Source organism: Flectobacillus roseus (assembly GCF_030056595.1).
Lineage (GTDB): Bacteria > Bacteroidota > Bacteroidia > Cytophagales > Spirosomataceae > Flectobacillus > Flectobacillus roseus.
In genome coordinates this window covers 119,425-136,453 of record NZ_JASHIF010000024.1, presented here as the reverse complement: position 1 = coordinate 136,453, position 17,029 = coordinate 119,425, and the positions used below count along the sequence as shown (strand labels likewise).

Here is a 17,029-nt window from a genome sequence, read left to right as displayed (position 1 = left end):
GTAGAAATGCTTTATGCATAGAAACCTCCTGTTTGTTTGTGTTTGTCGTGATTCACAAAGTAAACAAGGAGGTTTCGTTTTTAGAAGTTCTCCCGAAAAATTCGGGATGACTCATGTTTTTGATGAAAAGTTGGAGGAGAATTCCGTTTCCTAAATTTGGGCTATCTCATATTGTGTTAGCAATGAAGTTAGTAGGCAAAATCAAGTTGCAGAATTCAATGAGATAAAATATTAGTAATCATAAAATTACACTCAAAGTTCATCACTCACCATTCTGTACTCATATTATCCTTCAATGTGTAAATCGTACTTTTGTAAAAGTCCAGCAAGTCCGAGTACTGAAAACTTGGCTTTTTTCATTCGGTTGCTTTCTGGGTCTAAGGCGTAATTGTAAGAACTGCGAAAATCTGCTTTTTCAAGTATTGTTCTGTTAAAGATAGCCTGCTCTAAATTACAATTTTCGAAAATAGCGCTCGTCAAGTCTGCTTCAGCAAAGTCAGTACCTTGAAGCTGGGTGTCTTTGAAAATAGTTTTTTTGAGTTTGGTCTTGAAAAAAGAAGCATGATTTAGCTGACAGCTTTCAAAGGAAACCTCAAAACCAAATGGATTACAAGTATCAAATCGTAAGCCTAATGATTTACAGTCTTTAAAAATAACTCCCTGAAATGCAGTATTGTTGATGGATGCCAAACTCATATTGCAACCAACGAAACGACAGTCTGTAAACTTGAATCCTGAAAGGTTTTTGTTTGACAAATCACAATTGTTGAAACTACAGTTTTCGTACTCACCCTTGGGTAGCTCATTGATTTTATCGAAAATTTGGTCAGTAAGGTATCGCATGTAATAAAGGATAATCGAATTTTAGGTCGAAAAAGAGTTGGTATCTGGTATGGATAGAAGTTTTAACTTGAAATTAAAAAAATCTAGGCATCATTCTCAGCATATTGGATTAATCGCTTTATCCACTTTGCTTCCTGACTGATTTTTTGATTGGCTTTCAAATCTCCCCAAAAATCTTGGATAATATTCATTTCTAAAAAATAGTCAAAGCCAGGGCAATGAACTTTTGTAAAATCTGCAATTGGGGTTTCAAAATCCTCATGTCTCAACAATAAAATACGAGCATCAGAGGATGGCTCAAAAGCATTGTTGACTTTTTGGGCAAATACAACATACATTCCTTCGTCAGGATCAACATAATTTTGGTTTTCTAGGATAGCTTCTTTTAAATTCATCGTGTATTTTCAGTTTATAGAATCAAATTTAGAAAAAACCTTTATGATGTTTTATCTTGAAGCGGAATAAACTTTAGAAGTTTATGATGAGACCCAACCTACGCTTTTTTTCCATTCTTCCATTTCTTGCTTTCTTTTCATAAAATTCTTCGGTGGAGTAAGGTTGTCGTGGCGAGCATGAAAGCGTATTGACTCAGTTTGTTCCTCAATAGTATTTGGTATTCCTACCGATTTTCTTCTTTCGTTTACATTGGCTACATCCTCAATAGGGTTGGGGCTAAGTTTTCCATTTTCGTCCCAGTCAAATTGGGTGCCAAATACTTGTGGTCTATCTTCTAAAACAGCTATTCGGTCTGATAAATAGGCATAATGTATCGAATCCGCTTTTTGAGCGTCGACAACCTCCTTTAAAAGCGATGCACATCGTTTCATAAAAATTGGTAAAGCAATCGAATGTTGAATCACCAACCAAGCAGCTCCATTGGCTTCCTTTCCGACTTTTTCAATGGTTGGAAAGCCTATTTCTTTAATGATTTCGTTAAGAATATTGGCATTGTAGATATGTAGGTCACGCATTTCTTCATCATATCCTTCACTCAAGCGACCCTCTTTTGCTAGCTTATCTCTCAAAGCGAGGTCATTATTTTGGAGTTCAATAATTCTATGGGCGATTGTGGGATGTTGCATTTTTGAAGATAGAGACTTAAAATTGTTGTGATTGACGAACTTTCAAGTTAGTCAATACTCATTAAGTATTAAAGAGTTATAATTTTTAATTATCAGTATTTTATATTTAAGATAAGGGTCAAATAGAATTATTTGAAACTCCGTAGGTGCGAAAGAAAACCAATTTTGTTGAAGTCTTTCGCACCGAAGGAGGTTTATGCTTAGAATCTGATGATAATGCTTACCATTAACGGATATACAAATAACAGATACACTAATAACTGATACCCAAACAGCCAATAACATTCATTTACTCAATAATCACTTTTCGGGTTACGTTCCTGTTTCCTTGTGTAATTTTCAGGAAATACATACCTCTGCTGAGCATTTCTGTATGAATTTGGTTATCGCTGAAAGAAATAGGATAGGAGCGTCCAATACTATCAAAAAGCAGTAATTCAGCATTTTTGAAGTTGTTAGGAAGGATAAGAGTAAAGTCTCCTTGGTTCGGATTCGGATAGATTTTTACCTGCTCAGAACCAAAATCTGTCTCCGTTCCCAGCGGTATAGCAATACTTATTTTTAAAGGTGTAGATAGCTGACTACAGCCTTCTTTCGTCACTTTTACACGATAATCTCCCGACACTTGAGCGTCATAAATGACGTTTGTGGCATTGGCAATCAGCGAGTCATTTCTCAACCATTGATAGGTGAGGCCAGTTCCGGTATTGGCATTCATTCGTACCTTGAATGGTTCATAAACGGTCCCCTTGATGTCGGTTGTAATACTTGCCTCTGGTAAAGGCTTGATATTAACCTTGACAGAGTTTGATACGGTAGAACTTTGACAAAGCTGATCCCGAATAATGACAGAATATGCACCTGAAAGAGCCGCTTTAAAGCTGTTGCTATTGGCATTGGTAAGGTCTTGTCCATCCATTTGCCATTGATAGCTCGAACCCTCTTGTTGGGCGATTGATAACTGTACTTGAGTGCCCGAACATACTTCCGTTGCTCCAGTTACCTCTATGGAAGTGTTGGTTGGATAATAGCATTTGGTGGCATATTTTCGTAAACGGTGGGTGGCGAAAGTGCCATCTTCGCCAGAAGTAATCGTGGTAAAAGTTTTATTTTGGACATCGATAAAATAGTTAGAACGTAGTGGATAGTAGTTTTTAGGATACTCAAAAAAACGAGTGGTTTCGAGTGTTGATTTTGAGATAAAGTCAATCTTCGTCTCCACACCATAGTCTTTCGAATAAATCCAATAATCATTGCTTTCTTTATCATTTACAAAAAAATGATAGGCATTGTGACTATTGGCAGGTTTGGTTTTTTTCCATACTAAACTAGCATTACTCAATCGAATTTTTGAATAAAATGATCCATGATTGATATACATGAAATCAGCAATAATCTGCGGATAAGCAATCGTTTCATCTTTAAAAGACCACTTTGTGGTTCCGTCCAAATCATAGCCAATTACCTCGTTGAATGCCAAATTGTCGGTAGGGCTCACTTTGGGTTTTTCTTTTAACACAGAAAATACATTGCCCGAAAAACCAGAGAAGTAATCCGTACTGGTCAGTTGTTTAACCCAACTTGTATTGGCGGCTTTGAAATTACCAAAGCCGATGAATTTGGCGCCTGAGTTTGCATTGATTTGGAACATCACTCTGTCGTCATCTACCCGATAGGCGGATGGCTCTGAAGCGCCAAATAAGTTACTATCTTTAATACTCAAGGTTTGATACTGACCAGATTGGTCTATTTTTATGAGATAAAAGCCATCCTGTTTTTGGTGTACCAATACAATCGAGCTGGTATTTACTTCTTCGTTATTATTAGAAATAATACTGCCTTTTTGACTGAAATAGGGATTAGAATCTATTTTTTCCTTTACAAAATCTACATATCCTGTACGAAGTCCCGTCGAATCGTATCGATACACTTCTTTACTGCCAATGAGCCAAAATCCTGCATCTGGTGATTTGATGACAGACAGAGCTCCGCCACCAAAACCTGCACCACTCGCACCCATCGTAGGGACTTTTACTTTTTCTTTTCCAAAACTATCTAAATAGAGATATTCACCTCCCTCAAGTCTAAATAGTGCAAGCTTGCTATTGGCAAAACCTTCGATTTTTTGACTGGCGTTGTATTGCCAAAGCAAAATACCCGCAAAATTATATTTATAAATCGTTTTTTCAGTGTGAAAAATCAGTCCATCAACCACTTCGTTAGATGCCAAAATATTGGTCATAAAATGTTTGGACGCTTTGATTAAAGATAATTCTTTATCAAAAATGAAGAGGCTATCTTGTGTCGCAATCCAACTTACTTTATTGCCTCTTTTTAGCTTAGAAAATACTTTTCCATACGGGAAATTGAGTTCATTCCCGTCTTTATCAAATATCCGATAACCCATCGTTTGACCAGTGAAACCACTCAAAACTGTTACAATGGTTTTGCCCGATGCTGTGACATCTAACAGGGTATATGGTACATCATTTTCTAGGTAAAGGTCTTGGCGTTCCCAGAGTAATTTGGGGGTTGTTTGTCCAAAAGCTGTGCCACACATCGCTAGTAGGATAGCGAATAAAAAGGTAATTTTTTTCATATAATGGAATGTTTGAAATGCTTAAATAAGCCTACATAGATTTAGTAAATGAAGTTTTAGGGATTAATACTGTGTTGAAAATATAGGTTTGGGGTTATCAAGACAAATCCCTGTTATTAGCCTAGCGCATAAAGCTTATCGCCTAATGCATGTAAAGTTATTGTATTCTATAACTGAGCCCTATCTTGAGCCCAAGGTTGTACGCACTTGTTTGTATCAAATTACTAGAGTGATTGATATTGTTAAGCATATAGCTGGCGGTAGGTTCTATCGTCAAAAAACACTGTGAATTGAGCGCATGTTGTACGCATCCCGAAACTTGCAGGAAAGTATTGAGTTGACTATTGCTAGAGTTATACATCATATCAGTGCCTGTGGATACGAAATAGCGATTTCGTCCAGATATGCGCATCAATCGCTGTACATCTGCATGGAGCCCAAACATCTCCAGATTTTCACTTTCTACTTTATTTTGAGTGATTTGCTCAATTGTTCCTTGATTGTTGTTTTTTACTAAATATTTATCAGTACTGACTTTATATTCAGCCCATTGTCGCATTTTTAAGAAAGAAATACCGCATCTAAAATTCCAAGAGCTATTGATGGATTTTGTAATTCCTATGGTTGCTTCAAAACCGTTTCGTTCGGGGTCGAGTAGTTTATTTCTTTGTAGGCTTACGATGTCAGGATTGTCTATTTTCAATATTCGATAAGTCTGCAAAGGTGTGAAACTCACACTTAAATAGGTCGATTTGACTACAGGTTTTTGAGATTTAAGGAAAATGATTTTTTCAATATTCGGAAATTCTATTTTAGGTTGATTAACCAAAATATTTTTGCTTTCCATAAACTCAAATTTGTCTATTTTTAATCCATTTTCAGGCACATTGATAGACGCAGGGGAATGATTTTTGTTGGTATAGTGATTAGGAATTTCAGAGCTTTCTGAAAGAGGCAAAACTGGGCTTAAATCAGATTGTTCATACCCTTTAAAGGTTATATGCTTTGCTTGATTGCTGTGTTGTGCTGAAGTATTTTTTTGCCCTTTTGAAGCAGTAGAGTTTTTAGTATTTAGAATGGTCTTTTCTGCTGATTCAAGACTATTTTGACCCTCTTTTTTGTTCGTATCATTTTCCTTTTCAACTGCCAATTGTGATTTTATTTTTTTAACATGGTCTTTATTTTTTTCTAAAAGAGTCAATTGATGGGTGAAATTTGTTGATTTTTGTTCCAGCATAAAAATCACTCCAGTGCTTAACAGCAATAGCAATGCGATGGCTGCTACTGCTAGTCTTTTGAAAAGCTTGGCAGAAAATGGTTGATGTGGATGAATGGATGCATCTATATATTCCCAAGTTTGTTCGGACGGCTCAGGCTCATAATCCGAGAACGTATCTTGGAGCAAGCGTTTGAGTTTATCTTCTTCTGGATTTTGCATTTTTATATCCTTTTGTATTGCTTTAACTTATTGATATGTAGTTATTAAGCTTTCTGGTAGCCAATTTTTAATAATTCCCTTTTTAGCAAATTGCGAGCCCTTGATAGTTGTGATTTTGAGGTTCCTTCTGTGATATTCAACATTTCGGCAATCTCCAAATGGTTGTAACCATCTATCAAATACAAGTTTACTACAAGTCTGTATCCATCAGGCAAAGCATTGATTATTTGTAGAATCTGGTCTCGTGCGAGATTGGCAAACAAATCCTCTTCATTTTCTGTCACTTCTGCAATCGACTCATATCCCACGAGGGAGCGCTCATGAACGGCGTGCCTGTAATGGTCAATAGCGGTTCGAATAACGGTCGATTTTACCCAAGAATTAATAGCATCTAAGTTTTCGAGGGTATGAATATTTTTGAAAATTTTAATAAAAGCTTCTTGAAAAATGTCCTCAGCCTCAGTCACCGTACGTGCATAACGTCGGCATACACCCAAAAGTCGACCCTTGTATAAATTATAAAAGTCTGTTTGTGCTTTGGGGTTGTTGCGTTTGCAAGCAATGACTAATTCTTTTTCGTTTTGAGGCATTTATAGGTCTTAGTATTCAGAAATCATGAAGTGATGATTGAATTTTTGGGCTAGTTTGTACGATTTATATGATGTGATACTGATAAATAATTTTTCCATCGGCATCAAACCGCACAGCATATCTAAAATTTCCTTGTTTTATTTCCACAAGAAAGTGATTTGGTGCTGTGTTGATCGTATTTGCATCAGTTGCTTGATAGATTACACGGGCATTAACAAAAATCCAATTGGGGAAAGTTGAGCTCAGTGTACTTTTGATAGCAACAGGCAATTTGTTTTCGGCTAATACTTGCGTATGTACAATTGTGAGATTATGCTCATTCGTTTGCTCTTCAGCGAGGAGGTAGCTATCCGTTTGTCCTACTTTTAACGCAACGAAGCTAGTTTTGTTTTGTCCAAAAATAGTTTTTACAATGCCATAATCGAATTGCCAATTGGGAAAATTAGCTTGCAAATAGCTCTTTGTTTTCGAAGATATATTTGCTGAGTTTAACACTTTGTAGGCATAATTATTTTCAATAGATGATGCCCATTCCAAAACTAGTCCTGTTTCTGAAAGTACTATTTCGAAAGTTTGTAAAGCACCGTTAACCAAGTCTCTAAAATTTACAAATAGCTTATAGGATTTATCCGTTAATTGATAAATTACCACACTTGCATTTTTGAGCTGATTATTACTCACAAATTGCTTCACAACTAAGGGTACTTGGGTGTCGTAGTTGATTTGGTCGGTACTTGTAAAAATGATAGATAAAGCTTTTTCGTTTGAAAGAGTTTGCGCTCTAACAAAAGCATTCGCAGAGTCATAATACAAATGTAAAGTTGTATTATTGGCGGTTTTAATAACCAGTTTATATCCCTCTGTGAGCATAGGGGATTTCATCAAATCATAGACAGCAAGTATTTCGGCGGAAGGGTATTGGCTGATGAAATGCTGTTTAATCGCTTCAGGTAGATTTTTGGGAATACCTACCAAGCTGTTTAAATCAATGATTTCTCCTTGATAATCCACCACAGATAATACTTTGCCAACTGAGGTTACAAATTCAGTTTGCCAAGTTTTATCCTTTTCAAGAGGTTCAAATACGAACGAGCTAACCGCTGGATATTTTTGTTTAAATACTTCCGTACTAGCTTGCGGAATACTGGAAGGCGTGATGGGCATTGTCGCTTCCACTACGGTATCACAGCCTTGCAATGCAACAACGCTCAGAATACCAGCAAGTATTCGACAAGGAATTATAGGAATATGTAGGTTAAATGTTGTCATGTGGTTCTAAAAGGCATCGCATAATTGCCTTTTCAACTACACAGACGTAAGTGGTTATAAAAAGGGTTGCATGTATGAAGGAAAAATATTAGAATGAATTTAGTCTTTTATTTTTACACTTTTTAATTTCAGGTACTTTACTAAATTCGATTACTTCTTCAATAAAAACTCAAAAGGCAAATGGAGTCTTTTAGCCCAAGCTTTTTCGCTATGGTCTTCACCCTCAAATTTAAGCGTTTTCCAGTTATTTGAGGTAAAACCTTTTTTAAGCATCAATTCATCGACTTTTGCTTGATGTTTTGGATAAAATGCGTCTAATGTTACCGTCCCAAAATCAAAATAGATTTTGTGCGTTTTGGGCGATGGGAGGTATGCTTCCATATATTTCAAAAATGCTTCGGGAATAGGGTTGTCGTTATCCGAAAAAATACCAATCCAGTGAGTGGATAAACAAGCTGCGCCACCAAATATCTCAGGATATTCACAAATAGCATACATAGAAATCAATCCACCCATACTACTACCAGCCACGAAGGTATTCGCAGGGTCATTCCAAACAGAGAAATTTTGGTCGATATAGGGCTTTAACTCGCTTACCAAAAACTTTAAATAACTATCAGAAACAGGCTGAAAGTTTTTCTCTGTTCTACCTATTTTTTTGAGTTCATCTATTACGAAATCTTTCTGATTTAGGCTAAGTGACTCATAAGGTTTTTGAGGGAAATAATCAGGATGGCGTGTTTCACCGCCATTCCAAATGCCGACTATGATAAAATCCTTGGTCTTGTGTGACTTCATTAGCTTAGTAGCAACCTCATCTGCCTGCCAGTCTTGTTTGTTCCAAGTAGTGGTACTGTCAAATAACATTTGTCCATCGTGCATATACACAACCGCATATTTTTTTCGGTTACTATAACCCTCAGGTAGCCAAATGTCTATATTTCTTGCAGAAATAAGTTTTGAAGGAAAGTTCTCAAGCCTTACAATTTTGCCAGAGGATACTTTGGGGACTTGTGATTGTGACATGGTAGAAATCGTGCTTAATACAAAAAGCAAGAGAGGGTAAATGTTTTTGACTATCATATTTTGAGTTGTTTCTGGTAAAGAAACACAAATTCAATTGAAATGAAGTACCACTTTATAAATTAAAGTATCACTTTCAGAAGAGTGAACGCTTTAAAGTTAATTAGTCCCTCAATCCAAGCTGCTTGTCGTAAAATGGAGAATTTGTTTGGCTTCTCCTGAGCTAGCGTTTATTTATAATAGACAATCAACAAAACACTTTTTCATGAAAAATACTTTACGAATTGGTATCGCTATCATGTTGCATTGTACCAAGTCTTTCGGACAGGCCTTTAATAATCTGCCCGTTTTAAGTGAAGACGACATTTTTCTCTGAGATAAAGTATCACTCTAATAAAATGAAGTTCTATTTTTATAAATTAACCCTAAAGTTATATGCTTATAAAAATAGAACTTTTCGTAGTTGATAAAAGATGATGTTCTCTGTTTAAAAATGCTTGAAATATTTTGGTTCCTAATTTTCTGGAGTTAAAATCAACAAGGGATATTGATCGGAATCATGTTCTCCAATAATAAAAATAAATCGTTCGGCAGTATTCAGTTTATTGAAACAGCCTTGCTCTAGCATCAATTTGAATACTTCATGTAAACATAGTAATCCTGAGAATAAATAAGCGTTTAAGAGTGCTTGATACCCCTCCATATTTTGTAAATAAGGTGCGTATTCATCTGTGTTTTCGTCATACCACTCAGGTAAAACGGCTAAGGGACTAAAGAAATCTAGATCGAAACCAAGTGTCGCTTCAAACCCCTCGGCAAAGTCATAGTCAAACCCCATGTCAAACATTTCTGTATATTCTCCAAAGTCCTCCCAATCAATAATTCCGTAAGCATGTGCATAGGGTTCTTTGTCAAGGGGGCTATTATATTCAAACAATATGGCAGATATAGTTTCTTTTGGGTCGATTCCTTCTGCTGGATTTGTCCAATAATTAGTCAAATTATGTTCAATAGTTTTCCTTACATTTTTCTTAAATGTTTGAAAATCAAATAACTCTAATTTGTCTAACAATTCTAAAAAAAAGGGGTTTGCAGATGTAGATGTTTTTAATTGTTGTTTGGCTTCGTTTAATTCAGAAGCGAAATATCGAGCAATTTTATCATTTGCACTCATGGCTAAAGTTTTATTGTTTTGAGGGCTTCTTGTATGATTTCACATATTTCTACCTGATAATCTACAGGCATATTTCGTATTGAAATACGGAAACCTAGATTTTCTAGGCTTCTAATATAGATTAATTTTGCAGGTTTATCGTAATTTTCTAAACGGAAGAATACTTACGATACTAGGAAAACTGAGTGGGTGTGAATTTTTGATAGAATAGGGAAGCAAATGTATATCCCTCAATCCAAGCTGCTTGTCGTAAAATGGAGAATTTGTTTGGCTTCTTCTGAGCTAGAGTTTATTTTTAATAGACAATCAACAAAACACTTTTTTCATGAAAAATACTTTACGAATTGGTATCGCTATAATGTTGCTTTGTAGCAAGTCTTTCGGACAAGCCTTTAATAATCTGCCAGTTTTGACGCAAAAGCCGCCCTTGCACGGAAAACATTGGATGGCAGTGACGGGAAAACCTCTGGCCGCTACGGCAGGAGCCATGACATTTTCTAAAGGAGGTAATGCCATTGATGCTGCTTGTGCTATGCTCGCCGCCACTTGTACCATGTGGGATGTATTGAGCTGGGGTGGCGAAACACAGGCTTTAATTTATAATCCTAAAACTAAAAAAGTGATTGCTATCAATGCCCTTGGGGTAGCGCCTACAGGAGCGACTGCTGATTTTTTCAAAAATAAAGGCATGAAATATCCTCCTGAGTTTGGTCCCTTAGCGGCAGTTACGCCTGGCACGCCAGGAGGATTAATGACCATTTTGGCAGAGTATGGCACTATGTCGCTTAAGGATGTATTGGCACCAGCGATGCAAATGGCAGAAGGGTATCCGATAGAAGCGCAAACGGCTAATTCAATAGAAAAAGCTAAGGAACAAATCAAACAATGGCCGTATTCAAAAAAGGTCTTCTTGCCACATTTAGGCGCTAAATACGAAGCCCCTGAAGCTGGTGAAATCTTTGTGCAAAAGGATTTATTGGAAACGTTACGCAAATTGGTAAAGGCTGAGCAGCAGGCTTTGGCAAAGGGGAAATCTCGTAAGGACGCTATTTATGCGGCTTATGATGTTTTTTATAAAGGAGAAGTTGCGAAAGAATTTGTGAGAGGTTGTCAGGAGCAAGGTGGCTTGATTACCGAACAAGATTTGGCGAACTGGAAAGTAAAAATCGAAGAACCAACGATGACGACCTACAGAGGAATTGAGGTATATAAATTACAACAATGGACACAAGGACCCGCCATGCTTCAAACCTTAAATATCCTCGAAAATTTCGATTTGAAAAGTATGGGCTATAACTCTACCCGCTACATTCATACCTTATATCAGGCCATGAACTTAGCATTTGCCGACCGTGATTTTTACTACGGCGATCCAGCCTTTGCTCCTGAAGAACCGATGAAGGGTTTGCTTTCGAAAGAGTACGCTAAAGAGCGTAGTAAACTTATCAATCCAGATGCCAACGACCCTAAAATTGGTCCGGGTGACCCATATCCATTTGAAGGAAAAATCAACCCTTATCAGGATATTTTGAAGACTTGGATGGGAGCAAGTACTTTTTCTCCTAAAAATAATGCCGTTTATAATACCCAATTCGAGGAGGATTTTACGGCAGGTACAACTTCCGTCGAAGCTGCCGATGCTGAAGGTTGGGTCATTTCGATGACGCCGAGTGGGGGATGGGTTCCAGCTTGTATTGCGGGTAATACAGGTGTTGGTATGAGCCAGCGAATGCAGGCATTTGTGTTGGATCCAAAGGAAAATCCTTTTAATGTGGTGGAGCCAGGCAAACGTCCACGTGTTACATTGACGCCGAGTATGGCTTTGAAAGATGGCAAACCTTATTTATCATTCGCCAAACAAGCAGGTGACGAACAAGATCAGTTGTTATTGCAGTTTTTCTTGAATATGGCGGAGTTTGATATGACTGTTCAGGAGGCTTGCGAAGCACCGAGTTTTAAAACATTACAAATGTATTCTAGTTTTGGAAAGCACGAACGTATCAATGGTGGTTTGACGCTCAATGAAGCAACGCCAAGTTGGACTCGCAAAGATTTAAGTCGAATGGGCTATAAAATCAATTATCAAGAACGCACGAGCGGTCCTATCAATGCCATTTATTTCGACTGGAAACACGGTAGTTTCTGGGGTGGATCTAGTAATCATGGCGAGGATTATGGTATAGGGTGGTAGATGGGTTTTGAGTGATGAGTGTAAAATATTGATAATTAATATTTTATGTGTAAATTTTAACATTGCTGCCTAATTGAATATCCGTTAAATTCTTTTATGTTTTTAACGGATATCTTTGTTCGCTATCTTGAAGGTGAATAGAAGTTATATGGTCAATTGCATATCTAACCCTTTAACAATGATAGAAATAGCACTAGGATTAACTAACTTACTCTACACTCAATTTTTATCTTTAAAAATTCACAAATGTTCGTTGTCTTTATTCAAACCCGTATTCAACCTCTGTGTTGGAAAAAGAGAAATATTTTTCTTTTTTTCGTAATACTCGGAGGCGTATCAATTTTTCAAAGAATTTTCTCGCAAACTACTTATGCTCATTGGAATCAAACAGAGCTAGTTTTGAACAATGGAATTGTTAGACGAACGATTCAGTTGCCCAAAGGAACCAACTCCATTGGTACTACCTCGTATCGACCCATCCAAGGAGAGTATAACTATTTTGAAAATACCAATGCCGAATTCAGTTTTGAGTTGAATCAAAAGCGTTACACTGGAGCTGATTTATGGACTTTGTCCGAAATCAGACCTGTTTCTGATACAAAACAAGGCAGTGGAGTTATCATCAAATTGCTTAGTGCCGACAAGCTTGTAGAGGTTGGTTTGCAATATTTGCTTTATCCAAACTTACCAATTATTCGTAAAAACATTACTGTTAAAAATTTATCCAATAATACACTCACCTTAGAATCTATTGACGTAGAAAAGTTGTCGGTGACACCATATTATGCAACTACCTACAGTTGGATTTGCCACGATTATGGGCGTAGACGTTCACTGGGACCTTATAATGGTGATATGCAAGATGCACTCGTGACGATTCATAACAGTGATTGGCAACAAGGAATAGTCATAGGAAACGAGGCTTCTGGAATTATAAAACATACCTCTGCTTTTTGGCAAGACAGAACGATTTGTTCTGGGCTGACACATAGTGATGCACGTTATCCCTTCCGAAAATATCTCAGGTCAGGTGAAAGTTTTGTTTCTCCCCAAGTATTCACGGCGGTATATAACCAACAAAAAGACCCAGATGAAATCTTGAATACTGTAGTGCCCGATTTTGTAAGGAAACATTTGGGAATTCGTCTTTCGGAATTGGTACAAAAACCTACTTTTGTTTATAATACTTGGGAGCCTTTTAATAAGGCGATTAATGAAAAATTGATAACGGAGCTAGCCAAAATCGCGGCTGAGGCAGGTATGAAAGAGTTTATTATCGATGATGGTTGGAGTGATAATTATGGAGATTGGACAATCGATAAAGTAAAATTTCCAAATGGATTAAAGCCACTTTTTGACTATATCAAATCGCTGGGAATGAAGCCTGGTCTTTGGGTCAGTGTGGGAAGTGCCTCAACCGAAAGCAAGGTTTATAAGCAACATCTAGAATGGTTTGTATTAGACAAAAATCAACAACCCTATAACCTACATTGGGAAGATTCGACTATGGTAACAGCCTGTTTTAGTACAGGTTGGAAAGATTATATCAAAGATGTTTTGATGAAAATGGCTTTAGATTATGGCTTGGAATACATGAAGCTAGATTTTACTGTAGTGACAAGTCCTTATAAATTCGGTAATCAAAATGCAGGATGTTTTGCCCAAAATCATCCAAGTCATCGTGACAGAGAGGAATCATTTTTTGTAAATTATGAGGCTGTTTGGAACTTGTTTGATGAGCTACACAAAGCCAAGCCTAGCTTATTTATCGATTGTACCTTCGAAACTATGGGAGGTTTACAACTCATTGACTATGCAATGCTCAAACATGCTGAAGGAAATTGGCTGTCAAACTTTGCAGGTCCGCCCAACGAAAATGTTGATTTAAGAGTGAGAAATATGGCTTGGTGGAGGTCGCCAGCTATGCCTGCTACCGCACTCGTAATTGGAAATCCAGCTATGCAAGATAAGGGTTGGGAAACACATATTCAGTCATTGGCAGGTGCTTTGCCTATTATGCTTGGAGACCCACGAAAGTTGTCCAAAGAGGATTTTAAAAAGTATCGTAAATATGCCGACTGGTTACAAAAAATGGAAAACACTTATCACTTTATGAGCTTCAGACAAGATTTGAAAGGATACGGCGAGCCAAAAGAAGGCTATTGGGATGGATTTCAACGTATCAATACCGAAACGCAAGAAGGAGGAATCGTTGGTGTGTTTAGACATGGAAGTCAGGAATCTGAACGTAGAATATTCATCAACTATTTGGCATCAGAAAAAAACTATGAAATTAGCGATGCTATTTCAGGAAAGAAATTCGGTATATATTCTGGGAAAAAACTAGCCGAATCGGGTCTTAATATTAAACTTTTTCAAAAATATGAAGGAGTACTTTTAGAGATAAAGCAGGTATTGTACAAATGACGCTGACAGTCAAGATTATGTTAATTTGGTTAAAATTCTAAGCTAAAAATACTTATTATGATGAAAAGTGACAATACTAAAGACTACACACTGAAGGTGTTTTGTGGAGGTTTACTCACCTCATGGATATTATGGATTTTTGGTGTTGGAATACTATTGGGGCTTCTTTTGTGGGTAGCGGCTTTGGTATACCTTTTCTCAGAAAAATCATGGTTGAAATGGTATTTATTTTTTCTGTCTGGATGGATTGTAATTCCGACTTTTCATGTACTTGGGGCTACACGTGATTACCTCAATGGAAATGCAACCTTCAACCAAAAGCTTAATTTAAAGCAAAAATTCTATAATTTGGATCCGACCTATAGAGTATGGACAAGAAATTCTGGAGTTTTTTTTGATGGATTTGAATTACTGGAAAATATACCCAATAATCTAACTGTAAAGGCTCTCATAAAACTTTTTGGATATCAAAAAGATGCGTATCTAGGTTTTTATCCTGATTCTCTGGAAAGTAAACGACTACTGGCTCGATATGGCAAGCCCATACAACTCAAAATGGTGGATGATAGGTTAAGCTTTAACGTGAACCAAAAACCCTTTAAAATGCCTCAAGCGTATTTAACCTATTTCCCTTCGTTATCTGAAAGCACTGAAATTTTAGTTTGTTTGGTTCAGAATGAGTTGATATTAATACAAACTAAAAACTCCAAAAATATCTATTTGATGGATGCAAAAACTACTAATATCTTCGCGTGTTACCTTCAAAGTCCAAATACCTACTAAACCAACTTAACTTTATTTGAATATTAATCAAAATTAATTGTGATAGATTGTAGATATAAAACTAAATTAGCATGTTCATATATTTATAAATCTAAAATCACATATCAAATAAAATGGGAATGTCCATGATGGTTTTTGGAGTGAAAAACTCTGAGAATATTGTAGAAGAAACCGATTTGTACGAACAAATTGAAACAAGTGAAAATGAGGCAGTCGATCTAGGAAAAGTATTCATGGATTTAGCTATGGTACTAACCAACGACGTTGACCCTTTCTCACAGATTGAATCTATCGGATTCAAGTCCGTATTGGGAATTTCAGGTACTGGTGAATTTGAAGTGGGAAGCTATAATGTAGTAGGTTATTTGAACCATCTACAGCTTCAAGAAGTAACCAATTGGTTACTTAGTTTATCCATCAATTCCCTTGAGGACTTTGAGCAATGGTATGAAAAATTGGACGAAGAGGTGAAAACTACTTTAGAGGAATTTAGCACTGATTCCGAACAAATCTATGAAGGGTCCTTTGAACCACTACTTAGTTTATATCAAAAGTTAGTTGAAGAAGAAAAGGCTGCTCTTTTTTGTCTGTCAATGTAACTGCATTATAATCAATATTTCATTTATACACTAAAGCTTAATAATTTCATAGAATGAATACCCCTAAAAAAATATTTCTACTATTATTTTCTTTTACCTCGTTCAATAGTTTTACCCAAACAATCTCGATTCCTTCTCCTTGGAAAATCAATAATGTATCCAAGTATGAACTACAACAACAAAATATAGGAGGCATTTACGGTGAAGACCATATTGAGCAAAGTCTTAAAACATTTCAGATAAAAGTAATTAAAGAATTTCCCAAACCTAATGCCGGCTTTCTTGTAGAGTGGAAATACTTGAGCTATATCACCGCTGCCACGGATACACTCGAAGAAAGTTGCCCAATTATTGACAAAAAGTTCTTATTGCAAACACCAATTTTTATCCGTGTTGACCAAAAAGGTACTTATCAAGGCTTGGCAGATAAGCTGGATTTGCAAAAAAAGTACATGGCTTTTTACGCAAAAAGTATCAAAGAAGGAAGTGCTCCATTTTGTATGGATATGCTAAAGTCCAATATGGCTAGAGGCAATAGCTTTTCAGATATTTTTGATGCTATTGTTCCTGAAATCCAACGATTTTTCACTGCATTTTCTTTATTGCCTTGTGATGAAAAGGGGGAGAGTGTAGATACAACAGAAAAGTTTAAAAGTGCTGGAGGAGCAGTAACAGAGGTTCCAAAGACTTTTCGCTTAAAACCTGAAATTATTGGGAACGACTTGAAAGTAAGTTTTGAAATGAAAGTGTCTGAGAAAGAGTATAAAAAAATGTTTGAGACAAACACACGTAAAGCGTGGGACGACGAAGGATTTAGCACTACAGACTCAAGCAGAATTCGATTGGAAGAAAAACTAGCGGCCTTTCAACCTAAAAACCGCCAAAAATTAGAGGCGACTTTCAACAAGACTGATGGCTCGCTCTCATCTTTTGAATTTATCGTAGATGAATGGCTAATGATGAAAGGTGGAGAAACTCAAAAGTATTTTTTCAAAAAACAGTAGAAATAA

The 17,029-nt window shown here is 36.6% G+C and carries 14 protein-coding genes; 5 read left to right on the top strand and 9 right to left on the bottom strand.

Annotated features, from left to right (window positions below):
- Window positions 1-285: 285 nt before the first annotated feature.
- The 9 genes from QM524_RS22510 to QM524_RS22470 all read right to left on the bottom strand — a co-directional run bounded on the left by QM524_RS22510 (window position 286) and on the right by QM524_RS22470 (window position 10,019).
- Window positions 286-843: a pentapeptide repeat-containing protein gene (locus QM524_RS22510; protein WP_283346342.1), complete on the bottom strand. Its 558-nt coding sequence runs from the start codon at window positions 841-843 to the stop codon at window positions 286-288.
- An 83-nt stretch (window positions 844-926) separates the two neighbouring features.
- Window positions 927-1,238: a hypothetical protein gene (locus tag QM524_RS22505; RefSeq protein ID WP_166578532.1), complete on the bottom strand. Its 312-nt coding sequence runs from the start codon at window positions 1,236-1,238 to the stop codon at window positions 927-929.
- Window positions 1,239-1,319: 81 nt separating this feature from the next.
- Entirely contained in the window at window positions 1,320-1,925 is a 606-nt protein-coding gene (locus QM524_RS22500) for a DUF6624 domain-containing protein (RefSeq protein ID WP_283346341.1), read from the bottom strand.
- 289 nt (window positions 1,926-2,214) lie between these two features.
- Entirely contained in the window at window positions 2,215-4,524 is a 2,310-nt protein-coding gene (locus QM524_RS22495) for a T9SS type A sorting domain-containing protein (RefSeq protein WP_283346340.1), read from the bottom strand.
- 157 nt (window positions 4,525-4,681) lie between these two features.
- Window positions 4,682-5,962, bottom strand: coding sequence for a hypothetical protein (locus tag QM524_RS22490; protein ID WP_283346339.1), 1,281 nt, complete (start codon window positions 5,960-5,962; stop codon window positions 4,682-4,684).
- A 44-nt stretch (window positions 5,963-6,006) separates the two neighbouring features.
- Window positions 6,007-6,552, bottom strand: a complete 546-nt coding sequence (locus tag QM524_RS22485; protein ID WP_095168402.1) for an RNA polymerase sigma factor — start codon at window positions 6,550-6,552, stop codon at window positions 6,007-6,009.
- Window positions 6,553-6,616: 64 nt separating this feature from the next.
- Window positions 6,617-7,822: a hypothetical protein gene (locus QM524_RS22480; protein WP_283346338.1), complete on the bottom strand. Its 1,206-nt coding sequence runs from the start codon at window positions 7,820-7,822 to the stop codon at window positions 6,617-6,619.
- 150 nt (window positions 7,823-7,972) lie between these two features.
- Window positions 7,973-8,848, bottom strand: coding sequence for an alpha/beta hydrolase (locus QM524_RS22475; RefSeq protein WP_283346337.1), 876 nt, complete (start codon window positions 8,846-8,848; stop codon window positions 7,973-7,975).
- 511 nt (window positions 8,849-9,359) lie between these two features.
- Window positions 9,360-10,019 (bottom strand): hypothetical protein, encoded by a 660-nt coding sequence (locus QM524_RS22470; RefSeq protein ID WP_283346336.1) that lies wholly within the window; start codon window positions 10,017-10,019, stop codon window positions 9,360-9,362.
- 358 nt (window positions 10,020-10,377) lie between these two features.
- Here QM524_RS22470 and QM524_RS22465 point away from each other — a divergent pair, with 358 nt between their 5' ends.
- The 5 genes from QM524_RS22465 (at window position 10,378) to QM524_RS22445 (ending at window position 17,023) form a co-directional block, all read left to right on the top strand.
- Entirely contained in the window at window positions 10,378-12,210 is a 1,833-nt protein-coding gene (locus QM524_RS22465; RefSeq protein WP_283346345.1) for a gamma-glutamyltransferase family protein, read from the top strand.
- A gap of 246 nt (window positions 12,211-12,456) precedes the next feature.
- A complete protein-coding gene (locus QM524_RS22460) occupies window positions 12,457-14,637 on the top strand; it encodes a glycoside hydrolase family 36 protein (protein WP_283346335.1) in 2,181 nt (726 codons plus the stop codon).
- 57 nt (window positions 14,638-14,694) lie between these two features.
- Window positions 14,695-15,420, top strand: coding sequence for a hypothetical protein (locus QM524_RS22455; protein WP_283346334.1), 726 nt, complete (start codon window positions 14,695-14,697; stop codon window positions 15,418-15,420).
- 125 nt (window positions 15,421-15,545) lie between these two features.
- Window positions 15,546-16,019 carry a DUF1877 family protein gene (locus QM524_RS22450; RefSeq protein ID WP_283346333.1) on the top strand — a complete coding sequence of 158 codons (474 nt, stop codon included), beginning with the start codon at window positions 15,546-15,548 and terminating at the stop codon, window positions 16,017-16,019.
- A gap of 53 nt (window positions 16,020-16,072) precedes the next feature.
- On the top strand, window positions 16,073-17,023 hold the full coding sequence (locus QM524_RS22445) for a hypothetical protein (RefSeq protein ID WP_283346332.1): 951 nt from the start codon (window positions 16,073-16,075) through the stop codon (window positions 17,021-17,023).
- Window positions 17,024-17,029 lie beyond the last annotated feature (6 nt).